This is a genomic window from Streptomyces sp. NPDC006450, from assembly GCF_040612195.1.
GTDB lineage: Bacteria > Actinomycetota > Actinomycetes > Streptomycetales > Streptomycetaceae > Streptomyces.
Genome location: NZ_JBEXPT010000114.1, coordinates 1 through 21,273, shown reverse-complemented (window position 1 = coordinate 21,273; position 21,273 = coordinate 1). Strand labels below are relative to the sequence as shown.

Annotated in this window: 20 protein-coding genes; 9 read left to right on the top strand and 11 right to left on the bottom strand. The window is 70.9% G+C overall.

Going from position 1 to position 21,273, the window contains the following annotated elements; genetic code table 11:
* Positions 1-96: 96 nt before the first annotated feature.
* Positions 97-1,596: a DUF2079 domain-containing protein gene (locus tag ABZY57_RS26390; RefSeq protein ID WP_356515961.1), complete on the bottom strand. Its 1,500-nt coding sequence runs from the start codon at positions 1,594-1,596 to the stop codon at positions 97-99.
* A gap of 150 nt (positions 1,597-1,746) precedes the next feature.
* Between ABZY57_RS26390 and ABZY57_RS26385 the strand changes: the two genes are divergently transcribed.
* The 3 genes from ABZY57_RS26385 to ABZY57_RS26375 are packed head-to-tail and all read left to right on the top strand — an operon-like array spanning position 1,747 to position 5,383.
* On the top strand, positions 1,747-2,271 hold the full coding sequence (locus tag ABZY57_RS26385; RefSeq protein ID WP_356515959.1) for a PadR family transcriptional regulator: 525 nt from the start codon (positions 1,747-1,749) through the stop codon (positions 2,269-2,271).
* Positions 2,268-2,954 carry an ABC transporter ATP-binding protein gene (locus tag ABZY57_RS26380; RefSeq protein WP_356515957.1) on the top strand — a complete coding sequence of 229 codons (687 nt, stop codon included), beginning with the start codon at positions 2,268-2,270 and terminating at the stop codon, positions 2,952-2,954. The genes ABZY57_RS26385 and ABZY57_RS26380 overlap by 4 nt, the downstream gene beginning before the upstream one ends.
* The gene (locus tag ABZY57_RS26375; RefSeq protein WP_356515955.1) at positions 2,951-5,383 is read left to right on the top strand and encodes an FtsX-like permease family protein; all 2,433 of its coding nucleotides are present in this window, start codon (positions 2,951-2,953) and stop codon (positions 5,381-5,383) included. Before ABZY57_RS26380 ends, ABZY57_RS26375 begins: the two co-directional genes overlap by 4 nt.
* Positions 5,384-5,413: 30 nt before the next feature.
* On the opposite strand, the gene ABZY57_RS26370 is transcribed toward ABZY57_RS26375, so the two are convergent.
* On the bottom strand, positions 5,414-6,361 hold the full coding sequence (locus ABZY57_RS26370; protein WP_356515953.1) for a hydrogen peroxide-inducible genes activator: 948 nt from the start codon (positions 6,359-6,361) through the stop codon (positions 5,414-5,416).
* Positions 6,362-6,495: 134 nt separating this feature from the next.
* Between ABZY57_RS26370 and ABZY57_RS26365 the strand changes: the two genes are divergently transcribed.
* A complete protein-coding gene (locus ABZY57_RS26365) occupies positions 6,496-7,050 on the top strand; it encodes a peroxiredoxin (protein ID WP_356515951.1) in 555 nt (184 codons plus the stop codon).
* 3 nt (positions 7,051-7,053) lie between these two features.
* Positions 7,054-7,611, top strand: coding sequence for an alkyl hydroperoxide reductase (locus ABZY57_RS26360; protein ID WP_356515949.1), 558 nt, complete (start codon positions 7,054-7,056; stop codon positions 7,609-7,611).
* Positions 7,612-7,678: 67 nt separating this feature from the next.
* Here the strand turns inward: ABZY57_RS26360 and ABZY57_RS26355 are convergent, their stop codons facing one another.
* The 6 genes from ABZY57_RS26355 to ABZY57_RS26330 all read right to left on the bottom strand — a co-directional run bounded on the left by ABZY57_RS26355 (position 7,679) and on the right by ABZY57_RS26330 (position 14,342).
* Positions 7,679-8,398, bottom strand: coding sequence for a hypothetical protein (locus tag ABZY57_RS26355; RefSeq protein WP_356515947.1), 720 nt, complete (start codon positions 8,396-8,398; stop codon positions 7,679-7,681).
* Positions 8,399-8,439: 41 nt separating this feature from the next.
* Entirely contained in the window at positions 8,440-9,198 is a 759-nt protein-coding gene (locus ABZY57_RS26350; protein ID WP_356515945.1) for a hypothetical protein, read from the bottom strand.
* On the bottom strand, positions 9,182-10,549 hold the full coding sequence (locus ABZY57_RS26345; protein ID WP_356515943.1) for an AI-2E family transporter: 1,368 nt from the start codon (positions 10,547-10,549) through the stop codon (positions 9,182-9,184). Before ABZY57_RS26345 ends, ABZY57_RS26350 begins: the two co-directional genes overlap by 17 nt.
* A 151-nt stretch (positions 10,550-10,700) precedes the next feature.
* Positions 10,701-11,399, bottom strand: a complete 699-nt coding sequence (locus tag ABZY57_RS26340; RefSeq protein ID WP_356515942.1) for a transglycosylase SLT domain-containing protein — start codon at positions 11,397-11,399, stop codon at positions 10,701-10,703.
* Positions 11,400-11,835: 436 nt separating this feature from the next.
* Positions 11,836-13,152, bottom strand: a complete 1,317-nt coding sequence (locus ABZY57_RS26335; protein WP_356515940.1) for a PhoH family protein — start codon at positions 13,150-13,152, stop codon at positions 11,836-11,838.
* 416 nt (positions 13,153-13,568) lie between these two features.
* Positions 13,569-14,342 (bottom strand): isoprenyl transferase, encoded by a 774-nt coding sequence (locus tag ABZY57_RS26330; RefSeq protein WP_327254716.1) that lies wholly within the window; start codon positions 14,340-14,342, stop codon positions 13,569-13,571.
* A 140-nt stretch (positions 14,343-14,482) separates the two neighbouring features.
* Here ABZY57_RS26330 and mgrA point away from each other — a divergent pair, with 140 nt between their 5' ends.
* From mgrA to ABZY57_RS26310, 4 genes are all read left to right on the top strand, one after another.
* Positions 14,483-15,520: an L-glyceraldehyde 3-phosphate reductase gene (gene mgrA, locus ABZY57_RS26325; protein WP_356515937.1), complete on the top strand. Its 1,038-nt coding sequence runs from the start codon at positions 14,483-14,485 to the stop codon at positions 15,518-15,520.
* A 316-nt stretch (positions 15,521-15,836) separates the two neighbouring features.
* Entirely contained in the window at positions 15,837-16,295 is a 459-nt protein-coding gene (locus tag ABZY57_RS26320) for a DUF192 domain-containing protein (RefSeq protein WP_356515935.1), read from the top strand.
* A gap of 59 nt (positions 16,296-16,354) precedes the next feature.
* Positions 16,355-16,972, top strand: coding sequence for an SMI1/KNR4 family protein (locus tag ABZY57_RS26315; RefSeq protein ID WP_356515933.1), 618 nt, complete (start codon positions 16,355-16,357; stop codon positions 16,970-16,972).
* A 308-nt stretch (positions 16,973-17,280) separates the two neighbouring features.
* On the top strand, positions 17,281-18,591 hold the full coding sequence (locus ABZY57_RS26310) for an extracellular solute-binding protein (protein ID WP_356515931.1): 1,311 nt from the start codon (positions 17,281-17,283) through the stop codon (positions 18,589-18,591).
* A 212-nt stretch (positions 18,592-18,803) separates the two neighbouring features.
* Here the strand turns inward: ABZY57_RS26310 and ABZY57_RS26305 are convergent, their stop codons facing one another.
* The 3 genes from ABZY57_RS26305 to ABZY57_RS26295 all read right to left on the bottom strand — a co-directional run bounded on the left by ABZY57_RS26305 (position 18,804) and on the right by ABZY57_RS26295 (position 20,828).
* Positions 18,804-19,430: a hypothetical protein gene (locus tag ABZY57_RS26305; RefSeq protein WP_356515929.1), complete on the bottom strand. Its 627-nt coding sequence runs from the start codon at positions 19,428-19,430 to the stop codon at positions 18,804-18,806.
* 90 nt (positions 19,431-19,520) lie between these two features.
* Positions 19,521-19,850: a nuclear transport factor 2 family protein gene (locus tag ABZY57_RS26300; protein ID WP_356515927.1), complete on the bottom strand. Its 330-nt coding sequence runs from the start codon at positions 19,848-19,850 to the stop codon at positions 19,521-19,523.
* Between the two features lie 150 nt (positions 19,851-20,000).
* The gene (locus ABZY57_RS26295) at positions 20,001-20,828 is read right to left on the bottom strand and encodes a polysaccharide deacetylase family protein (RefSeq protein WP_356515925.1); all 828 of its coding nucleotides are present in this window, start codon (positions 20,826-20,828) and stop codon (positions 20,001-20,003) included.
* Between the last annotated feature and the right edge of the window lie 445 nt (positions 20,829-21,273).

Sequence of the window (21,273 nt, the reverse complement as noted above, 5' to 3'; positions counted from 1 at the left end):
CCGGGCTCAGGCCCCGGCCCCGGGCCCGGCCCCGGCCCCGGCCCCGGCCCCGGCCCCGGCCCCGGCCCCGGCCCCGGAGAACCGTACGCCCGCGCGTCAGGACCGGCGGTTCAGCAGGACGAAGCCGTCCAGCTGGGCCGCGATCCGGTACCCCTGGCTCCGGGCCTGGTCGAGGGCGATGGATTCCTGGAGCGCCGACTGCGGCCACCGCCGCTGCGGCGCGACCGTGGTGTCGACGACGATCCACTCGGGATTCGGCCGGCTGTCCCCCCAGCCGAAGAGACTGACGCTGGTGCGGTCGGCGAGGTGGGGCACCAGGTACGTCGACGCCTGGACCGTGGCACCGTCCGGGATCCGGTCCATCACGCGGTGGGCCGCCACGGCATGGGGATCGTGCTTCCAGGTCGCCGGCTGGACCAGCTGCCACAGCGGGAAGTGCGGCAGCAGCATCAAGGTGACCGCCGCGGAGCCCGCCAGGTAGCGGTACAGGCTGCGCCCGCGCGCACCCCGTAGCCGCAGGGCGTCGACGAACGCCACGAAGAGGACCGGCATGATCAGCAGCGAGTAGTGGTAGCCGGTGCCCCAGTGGTCGGGGTAGCTCGAGGCGAGACGCCACATCACGGACGGCAGGGCGACCAGCACGAGTGGGGAGCGCAGGGCCAGGAACAGCGTGGGCGCCAGGGCGAGGATGAGGGTGGTGACCTTCTCCTGCGGGGTGATGAGACCGAGCGTGAACTGGTGGAGCAGTTCCACGGCGCCGCCTCCCGACCCCTTCCCCGCCCCGTCGGCCGCGCTGCCTCCGGGGTTGTGGGAGAGGAAGTAGCCGTCGAACCCGCCCGGGTGGAAGGAGCTCAGCACCAGCAGGGCGAGCGCGCTCCCGGCCACGCCGGCCGCGGCCGTGAGGAGCCCCGTCCTGCGGCCGCCCGGCCCGCCCCGCCAGGCGATGAGCAGGCCGATGGCGGCCACGGTGAGACCGAGGTCCTCCTTCACGAGCAGGAGCGGCAACGCCCAGGAGGCGGCGGCGCGCAGCCGGCCGCTGCCGAGGGCCGTCAGGGAGAGCGTGAGCAGCGGGAGGGCGAAGGCCCATTCGTGGAAGTCGGAGGAGACCCCGCTCGCGATGCCCCACGCGAGGCCGTAGCAGGTGCCGATGACCACGGCGGCCGCGGAGCCCAGCGTCCGGCGGGCCCAGAAGGCCAGCGGCAGCACGCTCCCGGCGACCAGCGCGGCCTGCGCCACGAGCAGCACCTTCACCGACGGCCACAGCCAGTACAGGGGTGCCAGCAGCGCCAGGACGGGCGAGAAGTGGTCTCCGAGGATCGGGAAGTCCGGCCCCTTGACCTCGGAGACCGGCAGGTCCCCGGACGCGTAGGAACGCACGACCTGTACGAAGATCCCCAGATCGAAGCTGCGGGAGTACAGGCGCTCGTGGATCCGCAGCGACAGGGTCATGTAGGCGAAGAACAGGGCCCCCGCCATGGCCCAGATCCACCAGTCGGATGCGGGGCGGCCGTGCGCGGACGGCTTCGGCGCCGTCCGTACCTCGGTGCCCGTCTGCTGCGGTGGGAGTGCGGCGACGTTGCCGGTGGGTGCTCGCATGAACCTTCAAGATGCCAGCAACGTCACGGGCCGGGCCCGGGGCCGTGTCCCGCGTGGTCAGGTTCCTCCGAATGGCAGACATCCCGGGCTCCGGCGACCTCCCTCCACCTCTATACATCGAGCGTATACACCGCGTGTATAGTCGTCCGCATGTCCATCAGTCACGCACTCCTCGGCCTCCTGGAGGCCGGCCCCCGGCACGGCTACGACCTCAAGCGGACCTTCGACGAGAGATTCGGCCACGACCGGCCCCTCGCCTACGGGCAGGTCTACTCGACCATGTCCCGGCTGCTGAAGAACGGCCTGGTCGAGGTCGACGGGGTGGAGAGCGGCGGCGGCCCCGAGCGCAAGCGGTACGCGATCACCGACGCCGGGATCACCGACGTCGAGGACTGGCTCGCCCAGCCGGAGAAGCCCGAGCCGTACCTCCAGTCGACCCTCTACACCAAGGTCGTCCTCGCCCTCCTCACCGGCCGCAGCGCCCAGGAGCTCCTGGACACCCAGCGCGCCGAGCACCTGCGCCTGATGCGCATCCTCACGCAGCGCAAGCGCAAGGGGGACCTCGCCGACCAGCTGGTCTGCGACCACGCCCTGTTCCACCTCGAAGCGGACCTGCGGTGGCTCGAACTCACCGCCGCCCGCCTCGACCAGCTCGCCCAGGAGATACAGCGATGACCCCGGCCGGCACACTGCTCAGCGCCACGGACCTCCGCAAGACCTACGGCACCACCCACGCCCTGGACGGAGCCGAGTTCTCCATCCACGCGGGCGAGGTCGTCGCGATCATGGGACCTTCCGGCTCCGGCAAATCGACCCTGCTGCACTGCCTCGCCGGCATCGTCACCCCCGACTCCGGGACCATCACCTACGCCGGACGCGAGCTCTCCGCCATGAACGACGGCGAGCGCAGCGCCCTGCGCCGCGGCGAGTTCGGCTTCGTGTTCCAGTTCGGCCAGCTCGTCCCCGAGCTCACCTGCGTCGAGAACGTCGCCCTGCCGCTCCGCCTCACCGGCGTGAAGCGCAAGCAGGCCGAACGCACCGCCCTGGAATGGATGGAGCGCCTCCAGGTCGACGACCTCGGCCGCAAGCGCCCCGGCGAGGTGTCCGGCGGCCAGGGCCAGCGCGTGGCCGTCGCCCGCGCCCTCGTCACCAGCCCCCGGCTGATCTTCGCCGACGAGCCCACGGGCGCCCTCGACTCCCTCAACGGCGAGCTCGTCATGCAGCTGCTCACCGAGGCCGCCCGGTCCACGAACGCCGCCGTCGTCCTCGTCACGCACGAGACCCGCGTGGCCGCGTACTCCGACCGCGAGATCGTCGTACGCGACGGCAAGTCCCGCGACATGGAGCGCGCGGTATGAGTCACGGGAACCACAGCACACACAGCACCCCCGGCGGACCCGGCGGACCCGGCAGCCCCGCCGGCCCCGGCGAACAGGGCGCCCTCGCCGTCTGGCTCCGCGACCTCGGCCTCGGTGTCCGCTTCGCCTTCGGCGGCGGCCGTCAGGGCTGGACCCGCACCCTCCTCACCGGTCTGGGCGTCGGCCTCGGCGTCGCCCTGCTCCTCGTGACCAGCGCGGTTCCCAGCGCCCTGGCCGCCCGCGACGCGCGCGCCGACGCCCGCCAGACGTTCACCTCGCCCACCGCCGAGCGGCCCGGCCCGGACACGCTGCTGATCACCGATGTGAACCAGTCGTACCGCGCCTACGGGGTCGACGGACGGCTCGTGCAGCCCGAGGGGCCGGACGCCCCGTTGCCCCCGGGCGTGAGCACGTTCCCCGGCCCCGGCGAACTGGTCGTCTCCCCCGCGCTCGACAGGCTGATGAAGACCCGCGAGGGCAAGCTGCTGCGCGACCGCCTCGACGGGAAGATCGTCTCGACCATCGGCGACGCGGGCCTGGTGGGCCCCGGCGACCTCTACTTCTACGCGGGCAGCGACCGGCTCACCGAGCTCCGGAAGGAGGCGCCGAACTACGTACAGCGGGTCACCGCCTTCGAGAACACCCTCGAGAAGGAACCCCTCGACCCGGTCCTCACGCTCCTCGTGGTGCTCACCTTCGTCGCCCTGCTGATGCCGGTCGCCGTGTTCATCGGCGCCGCCGTCCGCTTCGGCGGCGACCGCCGCGACCGCAGGCTCGCCGCACTGCGCCTGGTCGGCGCCGACGGCCGGATGGTCCGCCGGATCGCCGCCGGCGAGGCCGCCGCGGGATCGCTGATCGGCCTGGCCCTGGGCACCGGCTTCTTCCTGGCCGCCCGGCAGCTGGCCCCGGCCATGGACCTCTACCAGCGCAGCGTCTTCCCCTCCGACCTCAACCCGACGCCCTGGCTGGCCGTGCTCATCGCACTGGCCGTACCGGCCGCGGCCGTCGCCGTGACCCTGTTCGCCCTGCGCGGCGTGGTCATCGAGCCGCTCGGCGTGGTCCGCACGACGACCCCGGGCAAGCGCCGGATCTGGTGGCGGCTGCTGCTCCCCCTTGCCGGACTCGGCCTGCTGGCCCCGCTGATCGGCAAGGGCAACGACAGCGGGCAGTTCAACCAGTGGCAGGTCTCGGGCGGCGTGGTCCTGCTCCTCGTCGGCATCACGGTCCTGCTCCCCTGGGTGCTGGAACGGGTCGTCGGCCGGATCGGCGGCGCGGGCCCGGTCTCCTGGCAGCTCGCCGCCCGTCGGCTCCAGCTCACCAGCGGCAGCTCCGCCCGGCTGGTCAACGGCATCGCCGTCGCCGTCGCCGGAGCCATCGCCCTGCAGATGCTCTTCGCCTCCACCGAGGACTCGTACACCCGCGAGACCGGCCACGACCCCTCCCGGGCCTCGATCTCCGTCATGCAGCGCACCCGTGGCGGTGGTGAGGCCGTCGCCCAGGCCCTGGCCGGGACCAAGGGCATCACCCAGGTCGTCGCGGAGTCATCGACCAATGCCGGGCGCAGCCCCGACATGTCCTACACGGACACGGCGATCTCGGTGACCACCGGCACCTGCGCCGCCCTCAAGGAGTACGCGGAGCTGCCCTCCTGCAAGGACGGCGACGCCTTCGTCATCACCGGCGCCCCCACCCCGGGCGGCATGACCGGCGACTGGGCCGAGCCGGGCGAGAAGCTGTTCGCCGGCAACATCTTCAGGGAGAGCGGGGACGACGGCACGAAGCCGGTCGCCTGGACCGTGCCCGCCGACGCCCGCACCGTGCAGGCCCGCAAGGGCCCCATGGGCGACATGCTGACCGGACTGCTGGTCACCCCGGCCGCGGCCCCGAAGGGCGTGGGCGACTACCAGTCCTCCCGGGTGTACGTGAAGCTGGACCCGAAGGTGCCCGACGCGGTGGAGCTCGCCCGCAACGCCGTCTTCAAGGCCGACCCGCTGTCCGTCCCCATGACGGTCCAGGCCACCGAGGTCAACGACCGCTACTCCTCGATCCGGACCGGCCTGTTCGTGGGCTCCGCCCTCGTGCTGATGCTGATCGGCGCCAGCCTGCTGGTCTCACAGCTGGAGCAGCTGCGCGAACGCCGGCAACTGCTGTCTTCGCTGGTCGCCTTCGGCACCAAGCGCTCCACGCTCAGCCTCTCCGTGCTGTGGCAGACCGCCCTCCCGATCGGCCTGGGCCTGGCCCTGGCCACGGCGGTCGGACTCGCGCTCGGCACGGTGCTGATGCAGATGGCGAGCGCCACGATCCGGATCAACTGGACGGCGGTCCTGTCGACGATCGGCATCGGCGCAGGGGTGGCCGTCCTCGTGACCCTGCTCAGCCTGCCGCCGCTGGTGCGCCTGATGCGCCCGGACGGGCTGCGCACGGAGTAGCCGCCGTAGCGACTCCCCCGCGCCCGCTCCTCAGTCCGTCAGCCAGACGGGGAGCGGGCGTACGGCTTCGCGCAGCGCGTCGGCGACGGCGCGGAACTCCTCCTCGCGGGCCGTTCCCGTCCGCATGGCCAGCGCGATCCGCCGGGAGGGCGCCGGCTCGGCGAAGTACCCGGTGGCCAGCTGCTCGTTGCGGGCGGTCTCCAGGCGCAGCGCGGTGCGCGGCAGCAGCGTGACGCCGAGTCCCCCGGCGACCAGTTGCACGAGCGTGGACAGCCCGGCGGCGGTCGTGGTGACGTCGGCCCCGGTGGTGCGTCCGGCGTCGTGGCAGATGTCGAGGGCCTGGTCGCGCAGGCAGTGCCCCTCGTCGAGGAGGAGCAGCCGCAGTCCGCGCAGTTCCTCGCGCGGGATGTCCTTGCGGCCGGCGAGCGGGTGATCGCGCGGCGCGAGCAGGACGAAGTCCTCGTCGAAGAGCGGCAGTTCGGTGACCCCCTGCACCCCGAGCGGTACGGCGAGCAGCAGCAGGTCGAGCCGCCCGCCGGCCAGCCCCTCCAGCAGCGAGGCCGTCTGCTCCTCGTGCACCTGGAGATCGAGCCGCGGGTAGCGCCGGTGGAAGAGCCCGAGCACGGTCGGCAGCAGGTACGGGGCCACGGTGGGGATCACCCCGAACCTCAGCGCCCCGGTGAAGGGGGCCCGTACCGCCTCGGCCTCCTCCAGGAGCCCGCCCATCGCGTCGAGCACGGTCCGCGCGCGGCCCGCGATCCGCTCGCCGGCGGGCGTGAGCAGCACCTTGCGTGTGGTCCGCTCCAGCAGCCGGACCCCGAGCGCCTCCTCCAGCGCGGACACGGCCCCGGAGAGCGCGGGCTGGCTCATCCCTATCGCGGCGGCCGCATCCCGGAAGTGCAGCTGCTCGGCGACGACGACGAAGGCCCGCAGCTGCGCGAGCGTCGGCTGTTTCGCTGCCCTGTTGCCCACGGCCATTGATAGGTTCCTCCGATCACAGGTCACTAGAGTAGCTATTTCTGCAATCAATGCCGCTGTGTCAGCATGTGAGATACGTCCAACCCCCCGGAAAGCCCCCAAAAGGGTCACTTTCCTTTCCGCAAGGAGAGCGCGTGCTCACTGTCGGCGACCAGTTCCCCACCTACGACCTGACCGCTTGTGTCTCCCTCGATGCCGGAGCCGAGTTCGCGCAGATCGACCACAAGACCTACGAGGGCAAGTGGAAGATCATGTTCTCCTGGCCGCTCGACTTCACCTTCGTGTGCCCGACCGAGATCGCGGCCTTCGGCAAGCTGAACGACGAGTTCGCCGATCGTGACGCCCAGATCCTCGGCTTCTCGCTCGACTCCGAGTACGTCCACCACGCCTGGCGCAAGGACCACGCCGACCTGCGTGACCTGCCCTTCCCGATGATGTCCGACATCAAGCGCGAACTCTGCGCCGACCTGGGCATCCTCGGCTCGGACGGTCTCCCGATGCGTGCCGTCTTCATCGTGGACCCGAACAACGAGATCCAGTTCTCCATGGTCACCGCCGGTTCCGTCGGCCGGAACCCCAAGGAGGTCCTGCGGGTGCTCGACGCCCTGCAGACCGACGAGCTGTGCCCCTGCAACTGGAACAAGGGTGAGGGAACCCTCGACGCCGGCGCGCTGCTGGCCGGTGAGTGAGCGATGTCCCTCGACTCCCTCAAGTCCGCCCTGCCGGACTTCGCCAAGGACCTGAAGCTGAACCTCGGTTCGGTCATCGGCAACCAGGACGCGCTGACGCAGCAGCAGCTCTGGGGCACGGTCCTGTCCTGCGCCATCGCCGCGCGTTCCCCGCGCGTCCTGCGTGAGCTGGAGCCGGAGGCGGAGGCGGCCCTGTCGCCGGAGGCGTACACCGCCGCCAAGTCGGCCGCCGCGATCATGGCGATGAACAACGTCTTCTACCGCACCCGCCACCTGCTCTCCGACCCGGAGTACGGCAACCTGCGCGCGGGTCTGCGGATGAACGTCATCGGCAACCCCGGTGTGGAGAAGGTCGACTTCGAGCTGTGGTCGCTCGCCGTCTCCGCGATCAACGGCTGCGGCCAGTGCCTGGACTCGCACGAGCAGGTCCTGCGCAAGGCCGGCGTGGACCGCGAGACGATCCAGGAGGCCTTCAAGATCGCCTCGGTGATCCAGGCCGTCGCCGTCACCCTCGATGCCGAGGCCGCCCTCGATGCCGAGGCCGCCCTCGCCGGCGCGTAGCACCCCGCCGCACGCACCCCAGGGGCCCCGCGACTTCCGGTCGCGGGGCTCCTGCGCGCGTCCCCGGCTACCGCTCCAGCTTCGCCATCAGCGCCCGCATGTCCTCGATCATCGCCGCCTCCATCGCGTCCTCGTCGACGCCGCCGCTCCTGTCGCCGTCGGCCGCGTTGGCGCCGTCGGCGCCGCTGATGCGGAACCGCTGCACGGTGAGGGTGAAGACCGCCCCTCCGTCGAGCACCATGAGCCGCGATCCGTCGTTCGCGTGGTACCGGTCGAGTACCGCCCGGTCGCCGAGGCCCGGCACCTCGCGGCGCTGGCCCATGTCCAGCCTGGTCGCCGGGTCCGTCCCGGGGCCGGTCGCGAACTCCGCCGCCGGGTCGTCCTTCTTGTGCAGCTCGACCAGCAGCTGGGCGCCGTACATGACGGCCCCCTCCTGGTACGGCGTGATCACCGTGCAGTACGACCAGTCCTGCGCGAGGAACACGCCCTCGCCGCTCTGGCGTCCCTCGAACTCCCGGCCGACGGCCTGGCCGACCGTCTTGAGCTCGAACTCCTTGCACACATCGGACGAGTGCCGGTGGTCGAGGCGCGGCACGTCCGGAAAGCGGTCCTGCACGGCCAGGGCACCCGCCCACACCGCCGAAGCCGCCACCACTCCGCCCAGCGCCCACCACCATGGCGTACGCGCACCCGGTGCGCGCTCGCGCTCACCGGGAAGGGCCTCCGCGGCCCCCTCCGCCCCGCGCGCCGTGTCCCAGTCCCCGTCGATCTCGGGCTCGCCGATCATCCCCGTGTCCCCCGTCCCCCGTGCCTCCGCGGCCGTCGCGCCTACCTGCGCAGCGCCTTCATCAGGCCGTGCATGTCGTCGATCATCGCAGCCTGGACCGCGTCTGAATCGGGCTGCGGCGGATCCTTCACCCCGGATCCGGAGACCGGGTTGCCGTCGCCGTCGACCTCGTCCGGGCCGAACGCCCACACCGTGACGTCCACGGTGAACACCGTGCCCCCGTCGAGTACGGCCAGCCGCCACGACTGCCCGTACTCCACCTCCCAGATCAGCGCCCGCTCCCCGAGCCCCGGCACCGAGCGGGGTTCCGCGCGGCTCGCGCCGAGCCAGCCCACGGGCGCGGGATCCGCGCCGAACTCGGGGGCGGGATCGGTGCGCTTGTGCAGGGTCATCGCGGCCTGGACCTCGTACGAGAGCCGTTGGCCGGGGCCGTCCGAGGGTTGCATCGTGGTACTCAGCTGGCAGTACGCCTGGTCCACTCCCGGGTGTTCGAACAGTTTCGGGGTGCGCTGCCACTGGAGCACCTCGCCCTGCCGGGCCAGCGCGGGCATCTTCGCCTCGTCGCACAGGCTCTGGGGCAGTGCGTACCGCAGCGGCGGGCGCCCGTCCTGCGGGGTCACGGTCCACCAGGCACCCGCCCACAGCACGGAGGCGATCAGGGCGCCGCCGAGCGCCCAGCGCCAGGGGCGGCGGCCGGGCCGCGGGGACCCGCCGTGGCCCTCGTGTCCCTCCGGCCCCGCCAGGTCGTCCGACCCCGGCGGACCGGACGAGCCGCCGTCAAATTCAGGCTCCGTTATCACCCGTACGTGTCTCCTCCGCCTCGGATGCCGACTGTCCCAGGGCCGTCGCACCGTGCGGCCCGGGGCCGACCGGGGAGAGCCCGTGATGGAGCTGTTCGCGGGAGTAGGCCCGCAGGTATCCGACCACGGTATTGGTCACGGCGACCAGGGGTACGGCGACCACCGCTCCGCCGATGCCGGCGACCATGCCGCCGGCCGCCACCGAGAGCACCACCGCGAGCGGGTGGACCCGTACCGCCCGGCCCAGGATGAAGGGCTGGAGCACGTGGCCCTCGATCTGCTGCACGGCCAGGACCACCAGCAGCACCATCGCCGCGGTGAACGGCCCCTGGGTCACCAGGGCCACGACCACGGCGAGGGCGCCGGAGATCACCGCGCCGACGAGCGGGATGAAGGCGAACAGGAAGATGAAGACGGCGAGCGGCACGGCCATCGTCACGTCGAGGAAGTAGAGGCCGAGACCGATGAACACGGCGTCGATGAGGGCCACCAGGACCGTGCCGCGCACGTACGCGGTCAGGGTCCGCCAGGCGCGCGGACCGGCGCCGGCGACGCCGGGGCGGGCGGCGGCGGGGAGCAGGCTCGTGGTCCAGATCCAGATGCGCTTGCCGTCGTAGAGCAGGAAGAGCGTGGAGAACATCGCGAGGAGCATGCCCGTCAGCACCTCGACGAGGACGGTGACGCCCTGCAGGCCGGCGGAGGTGATCTGCTCGGTGTTGGTGCCGATGGTCTCGCTGAGGTTCTTCGCGATGTCGTTGATCTGCTTCTCGGTCACGTGGAACGGACTGTCCAGTGCCCAGAGTTTGAGTTCGTTGATGCCTTCGCGCAGCCGGGCGGAGAGCTGGTCGAGGTTGTCCATGACCTGCCAGACCACGAACCAGCCGACCAGCCCGATGACCACGAACCCGAGGATCGCGGTGACGGCCGTGGCCAGCCCGCGGGGCATGCCGAGCCGGCGCAGCCGGACCACGAAGGGCTGGAGCAGCGCGGTGACCAGGAGGGCGGCGGCGAAGGCGAGGACGACCAGGCGGACTTCGCTGATCACCCGCATCAGGACCCAGAGCATCCCGGCGAGCAGCAGCAGCCGCCAGCTCGCCTCGGCGGCGACGCGCATGCCCCACGGGATGACGGAAACGGGGTCGGGTCGCACGGCGCCGGCGTAACCGGTGTGTTCGGCGCCCGAGTACCCCGAGGGCGGAGCGGACACGGCGGTGGGGGACGGGGAGGCCCGCGCCGGGGAGGGCCCGGCGTCGGAGGTCTCGGCCTCGACCTCGGCGCGCCGCTCCGCGAGCCGGGCCTCCACGCGGCTCAGCCTCCTGCCGAGCCCACCGATCCAGCCTGTCTTCGCCATGTCGTTCCCTTCCCCCGCCCTGGACCGCATGCCGGGGCACACCTCGAAAGACCGTACACGCGAGGAGCCCCGCACCGTAGGACGGTGCGGGGCTCTTCGAGGTTGAGGCGCGCGCGGGCGCGGTCTCGTACCGGTGCGTGGCCGGGTGGGCCTAGTACCAGTTGTTGGCCTGGTGGAAGCTCCAGGCGCCGCACGGGCTCCCGTAGCGGGAGTTCATGTAGTTCAGACCCCACTCGATCTGCGTGGCGGGGTTGGTGCGCCAGTCTGCGCCCGCCGAGGCCATCTTCGAACCGGGCAGGGCCTGGACGAGGCCGTAGGCGCCCGAGGACTTGTTCACGGCCCGGTAGTTCCAGGTGGATTCCTGGTTGATGATCTTGGAGAAGCAGGCGAACTGCCCCGCCGGGACCATCTGCTGGGCGATCGCCTTGACCTGGGCGACCGTGTAGGAGGCCTGGGGTGCGAAATCGGATCCGTCGCGGGAGGCGGAACGGCTGGCAGCCTGCTCCTTCTCCTCACGCTCCTTCTTCGCCTTGTCGTCCGCGGCCTTCTGCGCCTCGGCCTTCTTCGCCTTGGCGTCCTGGGCGGCCTGGATGCGGGCAGCCTCCTCCGCCGAGCGCTTGGCGTCGGTGTCGGCGGCGTGGGCGATGGAGTCGGCCTGCTGCGTCAGGGACGCGTTCTGAACCTGCGCCTGCTCGCTGACCGGGATGTCAGTGAGGAGAGTCATCCCGGACGCGGTCGTCTCGAGATCGTTCGAGGCGGGGTCGCCAGTGGCAACACCCACGACGGCGCCGACGGTGGTGACAGCGGTGGCCGAAGCCACAGCGAATCCCCGAACCGAGATCCGGCTCACACGGTTTCCTTCCAGCAGCGTCCGCAGTGACCGCACGGGCGCAATAGTGCCCTCGACACTGGCCTCCGTGGTGGTTCGGTCACTGGAGGCGCGGGCCCGTGGGCAACTCCCTTGCGGGAGTGCCGCGTGATGCTCCGGGCGGCATACGGCGATCGATTGTGGAGTTAGCGGTACTGCGCGCATCTCACGGGAGATACAGGTGTGCCGTATGCGGGGCCTGACGGAAAACAGACTCTGCCGGACCCCGACGCCGCAGGGCAATTCTCCGTTGCGTGGGAAAGGTCACACCTGGGATGGGGTCGCTGGTTTCGCCGAACCCCTGTGCAGGAAGGCGCCGCCCGGCTAGGCTCTCTGGCCTTTGCCGGACGGCGCCAACTCACCTTCCCGCTATGGGTGTTTTACCTGCTTTGCGGCCCGCTCGGGCCCCGGCCGGGCCCTACAGGTTCTCCAGCATTTCGGTGACCAGCGCGGCGATCGGGGAGCGCTCCGAACGGGTCAGCGTGACGTGCGCGAAGAGCGGATGCCCCTTCAGCTTCTCGACCACGGCGACGACTCCGTCGTACCGGCCGACCCGCAGGTTGTCCCGCTGGGCCACGTCGTGGGTGAGAACCACCCGCGAATTGGCCCCGATACGGGACAGAACGGTCAGCAGGACATTGCGCTCCAGGGACTGCGCCTCGTCCACGATCACGAACGCGTCGTGCAGCGAGCGGCCGCGGATGTGCGTGAGCGGCAGGACCTCCAGCATCCCGCGGCCCAGCACCTCCTCGATGACCGCGCGCCCGGCGACCGCCGAGAGGGTGTCGAACACCGCCTGGGCCCACGGGCTCATCTTCTCGGAGGCGTCCCCGGGGAGGTAGCCGAGGTCCTGGCCGCCGACCGCGTACAGAGGCCGGAAGACCATCACCTTCTGGTGCTGCCTCCGCTCCAGTACGGCCTCCAGCCCCGCGCACAGCGCCAGCGCCGACTTTCCGGTGCCGGCCCGGCCGCCCATCGAGATGATCCCGATCTCCGGGTCGAGCAGGAGGTCGAGAGCGATCCGCTGCTCGGCGCTGCGGCCGTGCAGCCCGAAGGCCTCGCGGTCGCCCCGTACGAGCTTCACGTTGCCGTCGGCCGTGACCCGGCCGAGGGCCTTGCCGCGCTCGGACTGGAGGACCAGCCCGGTGTGCACGGGAAGTTCCGCGGCCTCCGGTACGTAGAGCCGCTCCTCGGAGAAGAGGAGGTCGACCTGCTCCCCGGACAGTCCGAGCTCGGTCATGCCGGTCCAGCCGGCATCGGTGATCGCGAGCTCCGCGCGGTACTCCTCGGCGATCAGCCCCACGGAGGAGGCCTTGATGCGCAGGGGGAGGTCCTTCGAGACGACCGTGACGTCGTAGCCCTCGGCCTGGAGGTTGCGAGCGACCGCGAGGATCCGCGAATCGTTGTCCCCCAGCCTGAAACCGGCGGGCAGGACGCTCTGATCGGAGTGGTTGAGCTCGACGCGCAGGGTGCCGCCCAGATCGCCCAGCGGGATGGGTGCGTCGAGGCGTCCGTAGCGAACCCGGAAGTCGTCGAGCAGGCGCAGGGCCTGGCGGGCGAAGTAGCCGAGTTCGGGATGGTGCCTCTTTGCCTCCAGCTCGGTGATCACCACGATCGGGAGCACTACCTCGTGCTCCTCGAAGCGGGTGATCGCGTTGGGGTCTGCCAGCAGGACGCTGGTGTCGAGGACGTAGGTCCGCCTGTCGGGCAGGCGGCTCTTTGTGCTGGTCACCACGGAAGGACGTACCCCCTCGGAAGAGGTCGGGCCATGAAGACCGGACCGGTCATCGGCACCCCTGCGCGGGCCGACTTCCGGCCCTCCACTCCGTCCGTGCGAACCGCACGTGCGTCCTGGTGCAAAGGGCCTCCCGGGCGGACGACCCCATGCCGTCCGCTGAGACTCGACACCCGTGGATCGGGCGTCGACCTGCAAGGGATATTCCCCGATTGGGTCCAGCCATGCCATGGCATATGACGGACGCTCGGTGAATCCCTGGTGAAGGCCTCGCGCGGAGGGTCCGGGGGGACGGCAAGGGCCTACGGGACCACGGGAACGGCGCGCCACGGAGGGGTCCGGGCGCGCCGTGAGGTGCCGAGGGGACGTCAGAGACCCGCAGGTCAGGTGCCGTACGGGTGCCCTGCCGGGCGGAGTCAGCTGCCGTAGCGCCGGTGGCGGGCGGCGTAGTCGCGCAGGGCGCGCAGGAAGTCGACCTTGCGGAAGGCGGGCCAGAAGACTTCGCAGAAGTAGTACTCGGAGTGCGCGCTCTGCCACAGCATGAATCCGGACAGCCGCTGCTCCCCGCTGGTGCGGATCACCAGGTCCGGGTCGGGCTGGCCGCGCGTGTAGAGGTGCTCCGCGATGTGCTCGATGTCGAGGATCTCGGCGAGCTCCTCGAAGGAGGTGCCCTTCGAGGCGTGCTCCAGCAGGAGCGAGCGGACCGCGTCGGCGATCTCCTGGCGGCCGCCGTAGCCGACGGCGACGTTGACGAGTATCCCGTCGACGTCGCGGGTGGCCTCCATGGCCTCCTTCAGGACGCTCTGGGTCCCGGCGGGCAGGATGTCGAGGTTGCCGACGTGGTGGACGCGCCAGCGGCCGTCGGCGGCGAGGCCCCGGACGGTGTTCTCGATGATGTTGAGCAGCGGGCGGAGCTCGACCTCGGGCCGGTCCAGGTTGTCCGTGGAGAGCATCCACAGGGTGACGACCTCGACGTCCGTCTCGGTGCACCAGCCCAGCATCTCGGAGATCTTGTCGGCGCCGGCCTGGTGGCCCTGCACCGTCGTGCCTCCGGACGCCTTCGCCCAGCGCCGGTTGCCGTCCAGGATCACACCGATGTGCTTGGGCGTCTCGTCATGGTCGATGCGGCCTTCCACCCGGCGTGCGTAGAGCCTGTACACAGGACGGCGTACCAGGTCGCGCAGCTTCACGATCTTCCAGCCCCTCCGAGCGATACCCCCGTGCGGAATGCGGTGGTCCCCCCAAGTCCGCCACAGACCGCCACATTACTGCGCGACGGGATCCGGCATCCAACTCGGTCCTGTCACACGTCCGTGATAGGGAGGACAACGTGACTGAAAACAATCCCTATCGGGCAGAGCCCTCGCGCTACGACTCCATGGAGTACCGGCGCACCGGCCACAGCGGCCTCAAGCTCCCCGCGATCTCCCTCGGCCTCTGGCACAACTTCGGCGACGACAAGTCCCTGGGCTCCCAGCGGGCGATCCTGCGCCGTGCCTTCGACCTCGGCGTCACCCACTTCGACCTGGCGAACAACTACGGCCCGCCCCCCGGGTCGGCCGAGCTGAACTTCGGGAAGATCTTCGCGCAGGACTTCGCGTCCCACCGCGAGGAGCTGGTCCTCTCCACCAAGGCCGGCTACCTCATGCACGAGGGGCCGTACGGCGAGTGGGGCAGCCGCAAGTACCTGCTCGGTTCGCTGGACGCCTCGCTGAAGCGGATGGGCGTCGACTACGTCGACATCTTCTACTCGCACCGCTTCGACCCGGACACCCCGCTGGAGGAGACCATGGGCGCCCTGGCGTCCGCGGTCCAGCAGGGCAAGGCGCTCTACGTGGGCGTCTCCTCGTACACCGCGGAGCAGACGGCCGAGGCGGCCCGGCTGCTGCGGGAGATGGGCGTGCGCCCCCTCATCCACCAGCCCTCGTACTCCATGATCAACCGCTGGACGGAGGACGACGGCCTGCTGGACACCCTGGAGGAGGCCGGCATGGGCTGCATCTCCTTCGTGCCGCTCGCGCAGGGGCTGCTGACCGGGAAGTACCTCAAGGGGATCCCGGAGGGCTCGCGGGCCACCCAGGGCAAGTCCCTCAACCCGGACCTGCTGTCGGACGAGGTCCTGCGCCGGCTGAACGGACTGAACGAGATCGCGGCGCGGCGCGGGCAGACGCTGGCCCAGCTCGCGCTGAACTGGGTGCTGCGGGACGAGCGGATGACCTCGGCGCTGATCGGCGCGTCGAGCGTGAAGCAGCTCGAAGAAAATGTGGCTTCCCTGTCCGGCGCACCGCTGTCGGATCAGGAGCTGAAGGAGATCGACTCCTTCGCGGTATCCACCCCCGGCGCCAACATCTGGGCCCAGCGGGGCTGACCTGCGCCTTTGCCCGAGGCTGCCCGGAGACGAAAAACGGGCCGGTCCGTGGGGGGGATACGGACCGGCCCGAGGGGGGGGTTCCACCATAACCCTTCGTAAAGCCTGCTGCGTGCATCACCGCGACACGATTACGCTCCGGAACCGGCCGGGAGCACTCCGCAGAGCCGAAACGGCCCCGGAGCCCTTGCGGGGCCCGGCCGGAGCCCGTACGGGCCAACGCGCGGGCTTCCCTCCCCCGGGGGACCCCCTCGGGTGCGCCGCCTTGACGCCGAAGCCCGGACCGCGGCGCGGGGCGCGGCCTAGGGTGGCCCGCATGGGGAAGAGGGAACGGTGGCGCGACGGCAGGGCCACGCTCTACGTAGACCGGGGCGCGGGGACGGGAACGGCCGCGGGGTACGCGGGGCCGCTGGAGGGCGCGGAGCCCCTGGAGGGGCCTGCGGAGGTGCCCGTGGAGGCGCCTGTGGAGGTGGCCGTGGAGGTGGCCGCCTCCTACCGGGCCCGCACGCGCGGCCTGCTCGGGCGGGACGGCATCGAAGGGGCCATGCTCCTGACCCCGGCTTCCAGCGTGCACACCTTCCGGATGCGCTTCGCCATCGACGTGGCCCACCTCGACCGCCGGCTGACCGTCATCGCGCTGACCACCATGGCCCCCGGCCGCCTGGGCCTCCCCCGGCTGCGCGCCCGCCACGTCCTGGAGGCGGAGGCAGGCGCCATGGCCGCCTGGGGCCTGCGCGTCGGCTCCCCGCTCCGGGTCCGTCTCACCACGCGCTAGGCGCCGACCTGCACCGGCGGTAGGTTGGGGCGGTTGAGCTGGGGTGGCAGGGGAGCGGCATGACCGAGAACGTGCGCATCAAAGCGCTGGAGCAGATCATGCCGGCGACCCACGGAGCCGACGAGGACATCGACTGGCAGGCGGCCGAGGCCGTCTGGGGCAGCCGCTTCCCCGCCGATTTCATCGCCTTCATGGGCCGCTTCGGCGCGGGATCCATCAACGGCGAGGCGAGCGTGCTGCTTCCGCTGCCCAAGCCCGGACTCCAGTGGGACCCGGCGCAGATGGCGGAGGAGACGGCCAACGCCCGCCAGGTCTGGGAGGCGCAGGGCGGCCGGGCCGCCTTCGACGTGGACCCGGAGTCGATCCTCGCCTGGGGCGTCACCGGCGGATCCGACATCCTGTGCTGGCTGACGACCGACCCCGACCCCGACCGCTGGCCCGTTCTGGTGGTCGGCCGGCACACCGCCGACTCGTTCGCGGTGTACCCGTACGGCATGGCCGAGTTCCTCTACCTGCTGTGCTCCGACGAGTTCGACGTGAGCCCGGTGAGCATCACCTTCTGGGACGGCGGCCACCTCAGCTTCGTGCACTGGCGCAAAGCCCAGCGCCGCTGGCAGGAGGGGCGCAACCCCGAAACGGGCGAGCCCGATCCGTACGCGGGCGACTTCGCGGACTGAGTTCCCGCCGCTCCGCCGCCGCACCCCCTCCGCTTCCCCTCCGGTCCGTTCACGCCCGTTCCGCCGCACTCCATGGCCGGAAACGGGCTTTTCGGCTTGTCTACGCGCGTCCGAATTGCTGATCACATATCGGAAAACACCATTCTGAAATGCCGCGCTTGGAGCATTGAACACAAGTGCCGACCCAATGAAACCAACCACCCTCCCTCAGGAGAGAATTCCGGCCAACGGGCCACTGAGGGACAGCACAGCCCGGAGCAACTCATAAGTAATAACAGGACTCAAAAGAAAACCAGGGGAATACACCCGTGCGACGAAGAATCTTCGGCGCGGCCGCCACCACGGTCGTGCTCGGTCTGCTGATACCGCTGGCGGGCTGCGGCAGCTCCGGCGGAAGCGCTGATGACAGCGGTACCCTCCGCCTCGTCGCCGCCGAATACGGTGACACTCCGGCCACCAGTTCCAAGGATTTCTGGGACAAGGTGACGGCAGATTTCACCGCCTCGAACCCGGGCATCAAGGTCCAGGTCCAGCTCCTGCCGTGGGCCGACATCGACCGTGAAGTCTCCCGCATGGTCAAGGACGGCAACGCTCCGGACATCGCCCTCATGGGCGGTTACTCGGACTTCGCGGCGCAGGGCAAGCTCTATTCCGCGCCCGAACTCCTCTCGGTCAGCGCCGAGGCGAACTTCCTGCAGCCCCTCGCCGACGCCGGCTCCGTCCGCAACACGCTGTACGGCCTGCCCTTCGTGGCGAGCAGCCGCCTCCTCTTCTACAACGAGAAGCTGCTCACCGACGCCGGGGTCATCCCGAAGGACTCCAAGAACGGCTGGCAGCCCAAGACCTGGATGGACCTGAAGGCCGCCGCGACGGCGCTCAAGGCCGGGGGCGTCAAGACCCCGTTCGCCATGCCCCTGGGCCCCGAGGAGGCGCACGCCGAGGCGATGATCTGGGAGCTCAGCAACGGCGGCGGCTACGCCGACAGCAGCGGCAACTACAGCCTGGCCTCCGACCAGAACATCCAGACCTTCAAGTGGATCAAGGAGCACCTGGTCGCCCCGGGGCTGCTCGGTCCCACTCCCCCGTCCAAGCTCAACCGCGCCGACGCCTTCGCCGCCTTCGCGCGCGGCGAGGTCGGCATGCTCAACGGCTACCCCCAGCTCGCCCACGAGGCGCGCGCCCAGGGGATCAAGGTCGGCGCCGTCGCGATGCCCGTCTCGGACATGCTGGGCTCCGGGGAGGTCCCGCCGAACGTGGGCGTGGCCGACTGGATGATGGCCTTCAAGCAGAACGGCCACCGGGAGGAGATCGGCACGTTCCTGGAGTTCGTCTACCGGGACAAGAACCTGTCGGACTTCGCCGGCCGCTACCACCTGCTGCCGTCCACGGTCTCGGCTTCCCGCACGATGGCCGGCACCTCGGGCATGGACAAGAACGACCAGCAGTTCCTGAACGCCCTGCGCGGTGCGCAGCTCTACCCGGTCAACGACCCGTCCTGGGTGGTCATCAGCGACACCATCAAGCGCAACATCGGCCGCGCCGTGGACCCCGGCGGCGACCCCAAGGTCGTCCTGGAGGAGATCTCCTCCAAGGCGAACGAGGCCAAGAAGGCCCGCTGACGCGCGGCCGCGCCGACGTGGAACTACCCCCGAAGCACCCCCGAACTACCCCCGAAGTACCCCCGAAGGCCCCTGCCGAAAGGGACCTTCGCCCCCTGCCGCGCCCCATCCCGCGCGGCATCATGGCTGGTACGGCCTTGATCCAAGGCCGAGGCCCAGTCGCCCGCAGCGCCCACAAGGCGCGCGGGGCGACCGGCCCACTCCCGGAGGTTCTAGCTCGCGCCCTGGTTCTTCGGGGTGAAGGCCGTGCGGTACTGCTCGCAGCTGGAGTCCCACGGCAGGGAACCCTTGAGGGTGCCGTAGCCGGTGCGGGTCACCGACCATTCCACCGTGTACTGCCCGGTGTCACATGCGATGCGCTTGCCGCCCGGAATCTTCGTACGGCCCGTCGCGGGCCGGTTCTTGAGCTCCTGGCGCACCTGCGCCACCTCGGCGCGCCGGGCGTCGCGCAGGACGGCGTGCAGGACGAACACCTGCTTGCCGTCCTTCGTCGTCAGCAGCTTCTTGACCCCCTGCGAATCCGCCACGGACCACGCGAACTCGTACTCCGGCTGCCAGGCCAGGGTGGTGGGGTCGCCGACCTTGCGCTCGTACTCCTCGGCGCCCTTGGGGCCGGGGCGGGTGATGGTCTTGTACTGGATCCCGGGGTGGAAGCGGAACTGCGCCTCCACCTTGTGCATGTCGTCCTTGGTCCACATCGACTTCATCGACTTCTCGCCTCCGCTCGGGTCCTGGAGGTACGTGCCGTCCGCGGCGGTGGCCGCGCCGCCGGAGAGGGCCGGGGCTAGGGCCGCCGCGGCGGCGGCGAGGACGAGGGCGGCGGTGCGGGTGCGGTTCATGCCCGGACCAACGGGACCCTCCGGCGGGCCGGAACGACGGCGGGCACCCTTTCACCCGTACGGGATCCGGCCGGGCGGTGGTGGACGCCGCTACGCCTGGCCGGTCTCGAAGCGGCTGATGCGGCCTCCACCGGGGGCGATGGTGAACCGCCAGGCGGTGCGCATCTCGCCCCAGGTGTCGTTGCGGTAGCCGACGGTCAGGGTGCGGCCGCCGTCGGACTCGGACTGGACGTCCATGTGACCGCCGGAGTCGAAGATCTCCCGGTCGATCCACTCGTGGAGGTCGCGCTCCGTGCCGTCGTCGGACATGGTCGCGTCGGCGGTCAGGAGCGCGAGGAAGGCGTTCTTGTCGTGCGCGTTGACCGCGCTGACGAGGGCGCCGACGACGGGGTCGGACAGCTTCCCGGGTGCGATGGACACGGGGACCTCCTGGTGGGGCGTACGGGCGTACGGGCGCGGGCGGCAGCCGGTACGGACTTGCGTGCGCGACCAGGGAACACCCCGGGCGGCGCCGCGGCGCCGACCCTCACCCGTTCGCCACCGGACGGCGTGTCAGGCGGCTTCTCCGGCTCAGGCGCTGGGGCCGGTGACCACCGGGAAGCCGGTGGGGCGGCCTTGCTCCTTCAGCCAGGCCAGGACCTGGTCGAGGGCTTGGACGCTCTGGGTGCGGTCGCCGCCGCCGTCGTGGAAGAGGACGGTCGGGCCGTTGTCTATCTCTGCCTTGACGGTGCCCACGATCGCGGCCACGCCCGGCTTGCTGAAGTCCTTGGTGTCGACGTTCCAGCCGAGCGGGCGCATGCCGTTGGCCGCGGCCAGGGCCCGGCTCTCGGGGGTGAACGCGCCGCCGGGGGCCCGGTAGTACTCCACCTTGGCCCCGCCGCCCGCGGCGTCCTCGATCTGCTTCTTCGCGTCGAGGATCTGCTGCTGCTGGTAGGTGAAGGGCTTCTTGTCCATGCCCGTGTTGTGGTCCATCGTGTGGTCGCAGAGCCGGTGGCCGCCGGCGGCGACCTTCTTGACCAGGTCGGGGTGTTCCTTGGCCTGCGGTCCGATCATGCAGAAGACCGCCTTCACGTCGTACTTCTTCAGTACGTCCAGCACCTTGGGGGTCCACTGGGGGTCGGGTCCGTCGTCGATGGTGATGTTGACCGCGTTGCCGCCGTTCTCCGACGCGTGGGCTATGCCCTCCGGGACCTGCCCGCCCGGCTTACCGGGCGCCTGTGGCTGGCCGTCGCCGCTTCCCTTCGCCGGGTCGTCGGTCCGGCGGCTGATGTTCTGGTGGTTGGTGTCGTGCCCCTGGTCGACGAGGGCCGCCACCCCCCACGCGGTCGCGGCCACCGCCGCCACCGCTCCGGCGACGGCGATCCGTGCCTTCGTTCCCCGCATCCGCGTCTGCGTCATGAACCCCATGTGCTGTCTCAACTCCCCATATCCACGTCCGCCGTGTGAGCTCGCACTGGTCAGGACGTCGGTCGGGGATGCGGGGTTCCAGCCGAATGGCCCATAAATTCCTGGTTGCAGGACGTTGGTCCTTGATCGTCCCGAATTCCATCCCGCCCGAAACCGAGGACGAACGGACCGGCCTCCCACCGGCCGTCCCGGCCCCAGGACCCGGGCTGCAGACGGAGGTTCACCTACCCACGCGCGGGGCGGCAATCACCCCCTCACGCCGCCTCACGCCCCCTCACACACGCTGCTCGCATCGCTCGCGCCGAGGGATCGAGGCCCCCGGCACTCACCTGGCCAACCGCTCCGCCCCGCCCCGCCCGGGGACGAAGCGGGCCCCGGCCCCGCGCAGCGGGGATACGACGCGGCCGGCCCCGCCCCCACCCCCCCCCCGACGGGC

What these genes read in the sequence shown, in the direction of transcription:
- ABZY57_RS26390 (WP_356515961.1), bottom strand. Translation starts at nt 1,596, where the DNA reads ATGCGAGCACCCACCGGCAACGTCGCCGCACTCCCACCGCAGCAGACG.
- ABZY57_RS26385 (WP_356515959.1), top strand. Translation starts at nt 1,747, where the DNA reads ATGTCCATCAGTCACGCACTCCTCGGCCTCCTGGAGGCCGGCCCCCGG.
- ABZY57_RS26380 (WP_356515957.1), top strand. Translation starts at nt 2,268, where the DNA reads ATGACCCCGGCCGGCACACTGCTCAGCGCCACGGACCTCCGCAAGACC.
- ABZY57_RS26375 (WP_356515955.1), top strand. Translation starts at nt 2,951, where the DNA reads ATGAGTCACGGGAACCACAGCACACACAGCACCCCCGGCGGACCCGGC.
- ABZY57_RS26370 (WP_356515953.1), bottom strand. Translation starts at nt 6,361, where the DNA reads ATGGCCGTGGGCAACAGGGCAGCGAAACAGCCGACGCTCGCGCAGCTG.
- ABZY57_RS26360 (WP_356515949.1), top strand. Translation starts at nt 7,054, where the DNA reads ATGTCCCTCGACTCCCTCAAGTCCGCCCTGCCGGACTTCGCCAAGGAC.
- ABZY57_RS26355 (WP_356515947.1), bottom strand. Translation starts at nt 8,398, where the DNA reads ATGATCGGCGAGCCCGAGATCGACGGGGACTGGGACACGGCGCGCGGG.
- ABZY57_RS26345 (WP_356515943.1), bottom strand. Translation starts at nt 10,549, where the DNA reads ATGGCGAAGACAGGCTGGATCGGTGGGCTCGGCAGGAGGCTGAGCCGC.
- ABZY57_RS26320 (WP_356515935.1), top strand. Translation starts at nt 15,837, where the DNA reads ATGGGGAAGAGGGAACGGTGGCGCGACGGCAGGGCCACGCTCTACGTA.
- ABZY57_RS26315 (WP_356515933.1), top strand. Translation starts at nt 16,355, where the DNA reads ATGACCGAGAACGTGCGCATCAAAGCGCTGGAGCAGATCATGCCGGCG.
- ABZY57_RS26305 (WP_356515929.1), bottom strand. Translation starts at nt 19,430, where the DNA reads ATGAACCGCACCCGCACCGCCGCCCTCGTCCTCGCCGCCGCCGCGGCG.
- ABZY57_RS26295 (WP_356515925.1), bottom strand. Translation starts at nt 20,828, where the DNA reads ATGACGCAGACGCGGATGCGGGGAACGAAGGCACGGATCGCCGTCGCC.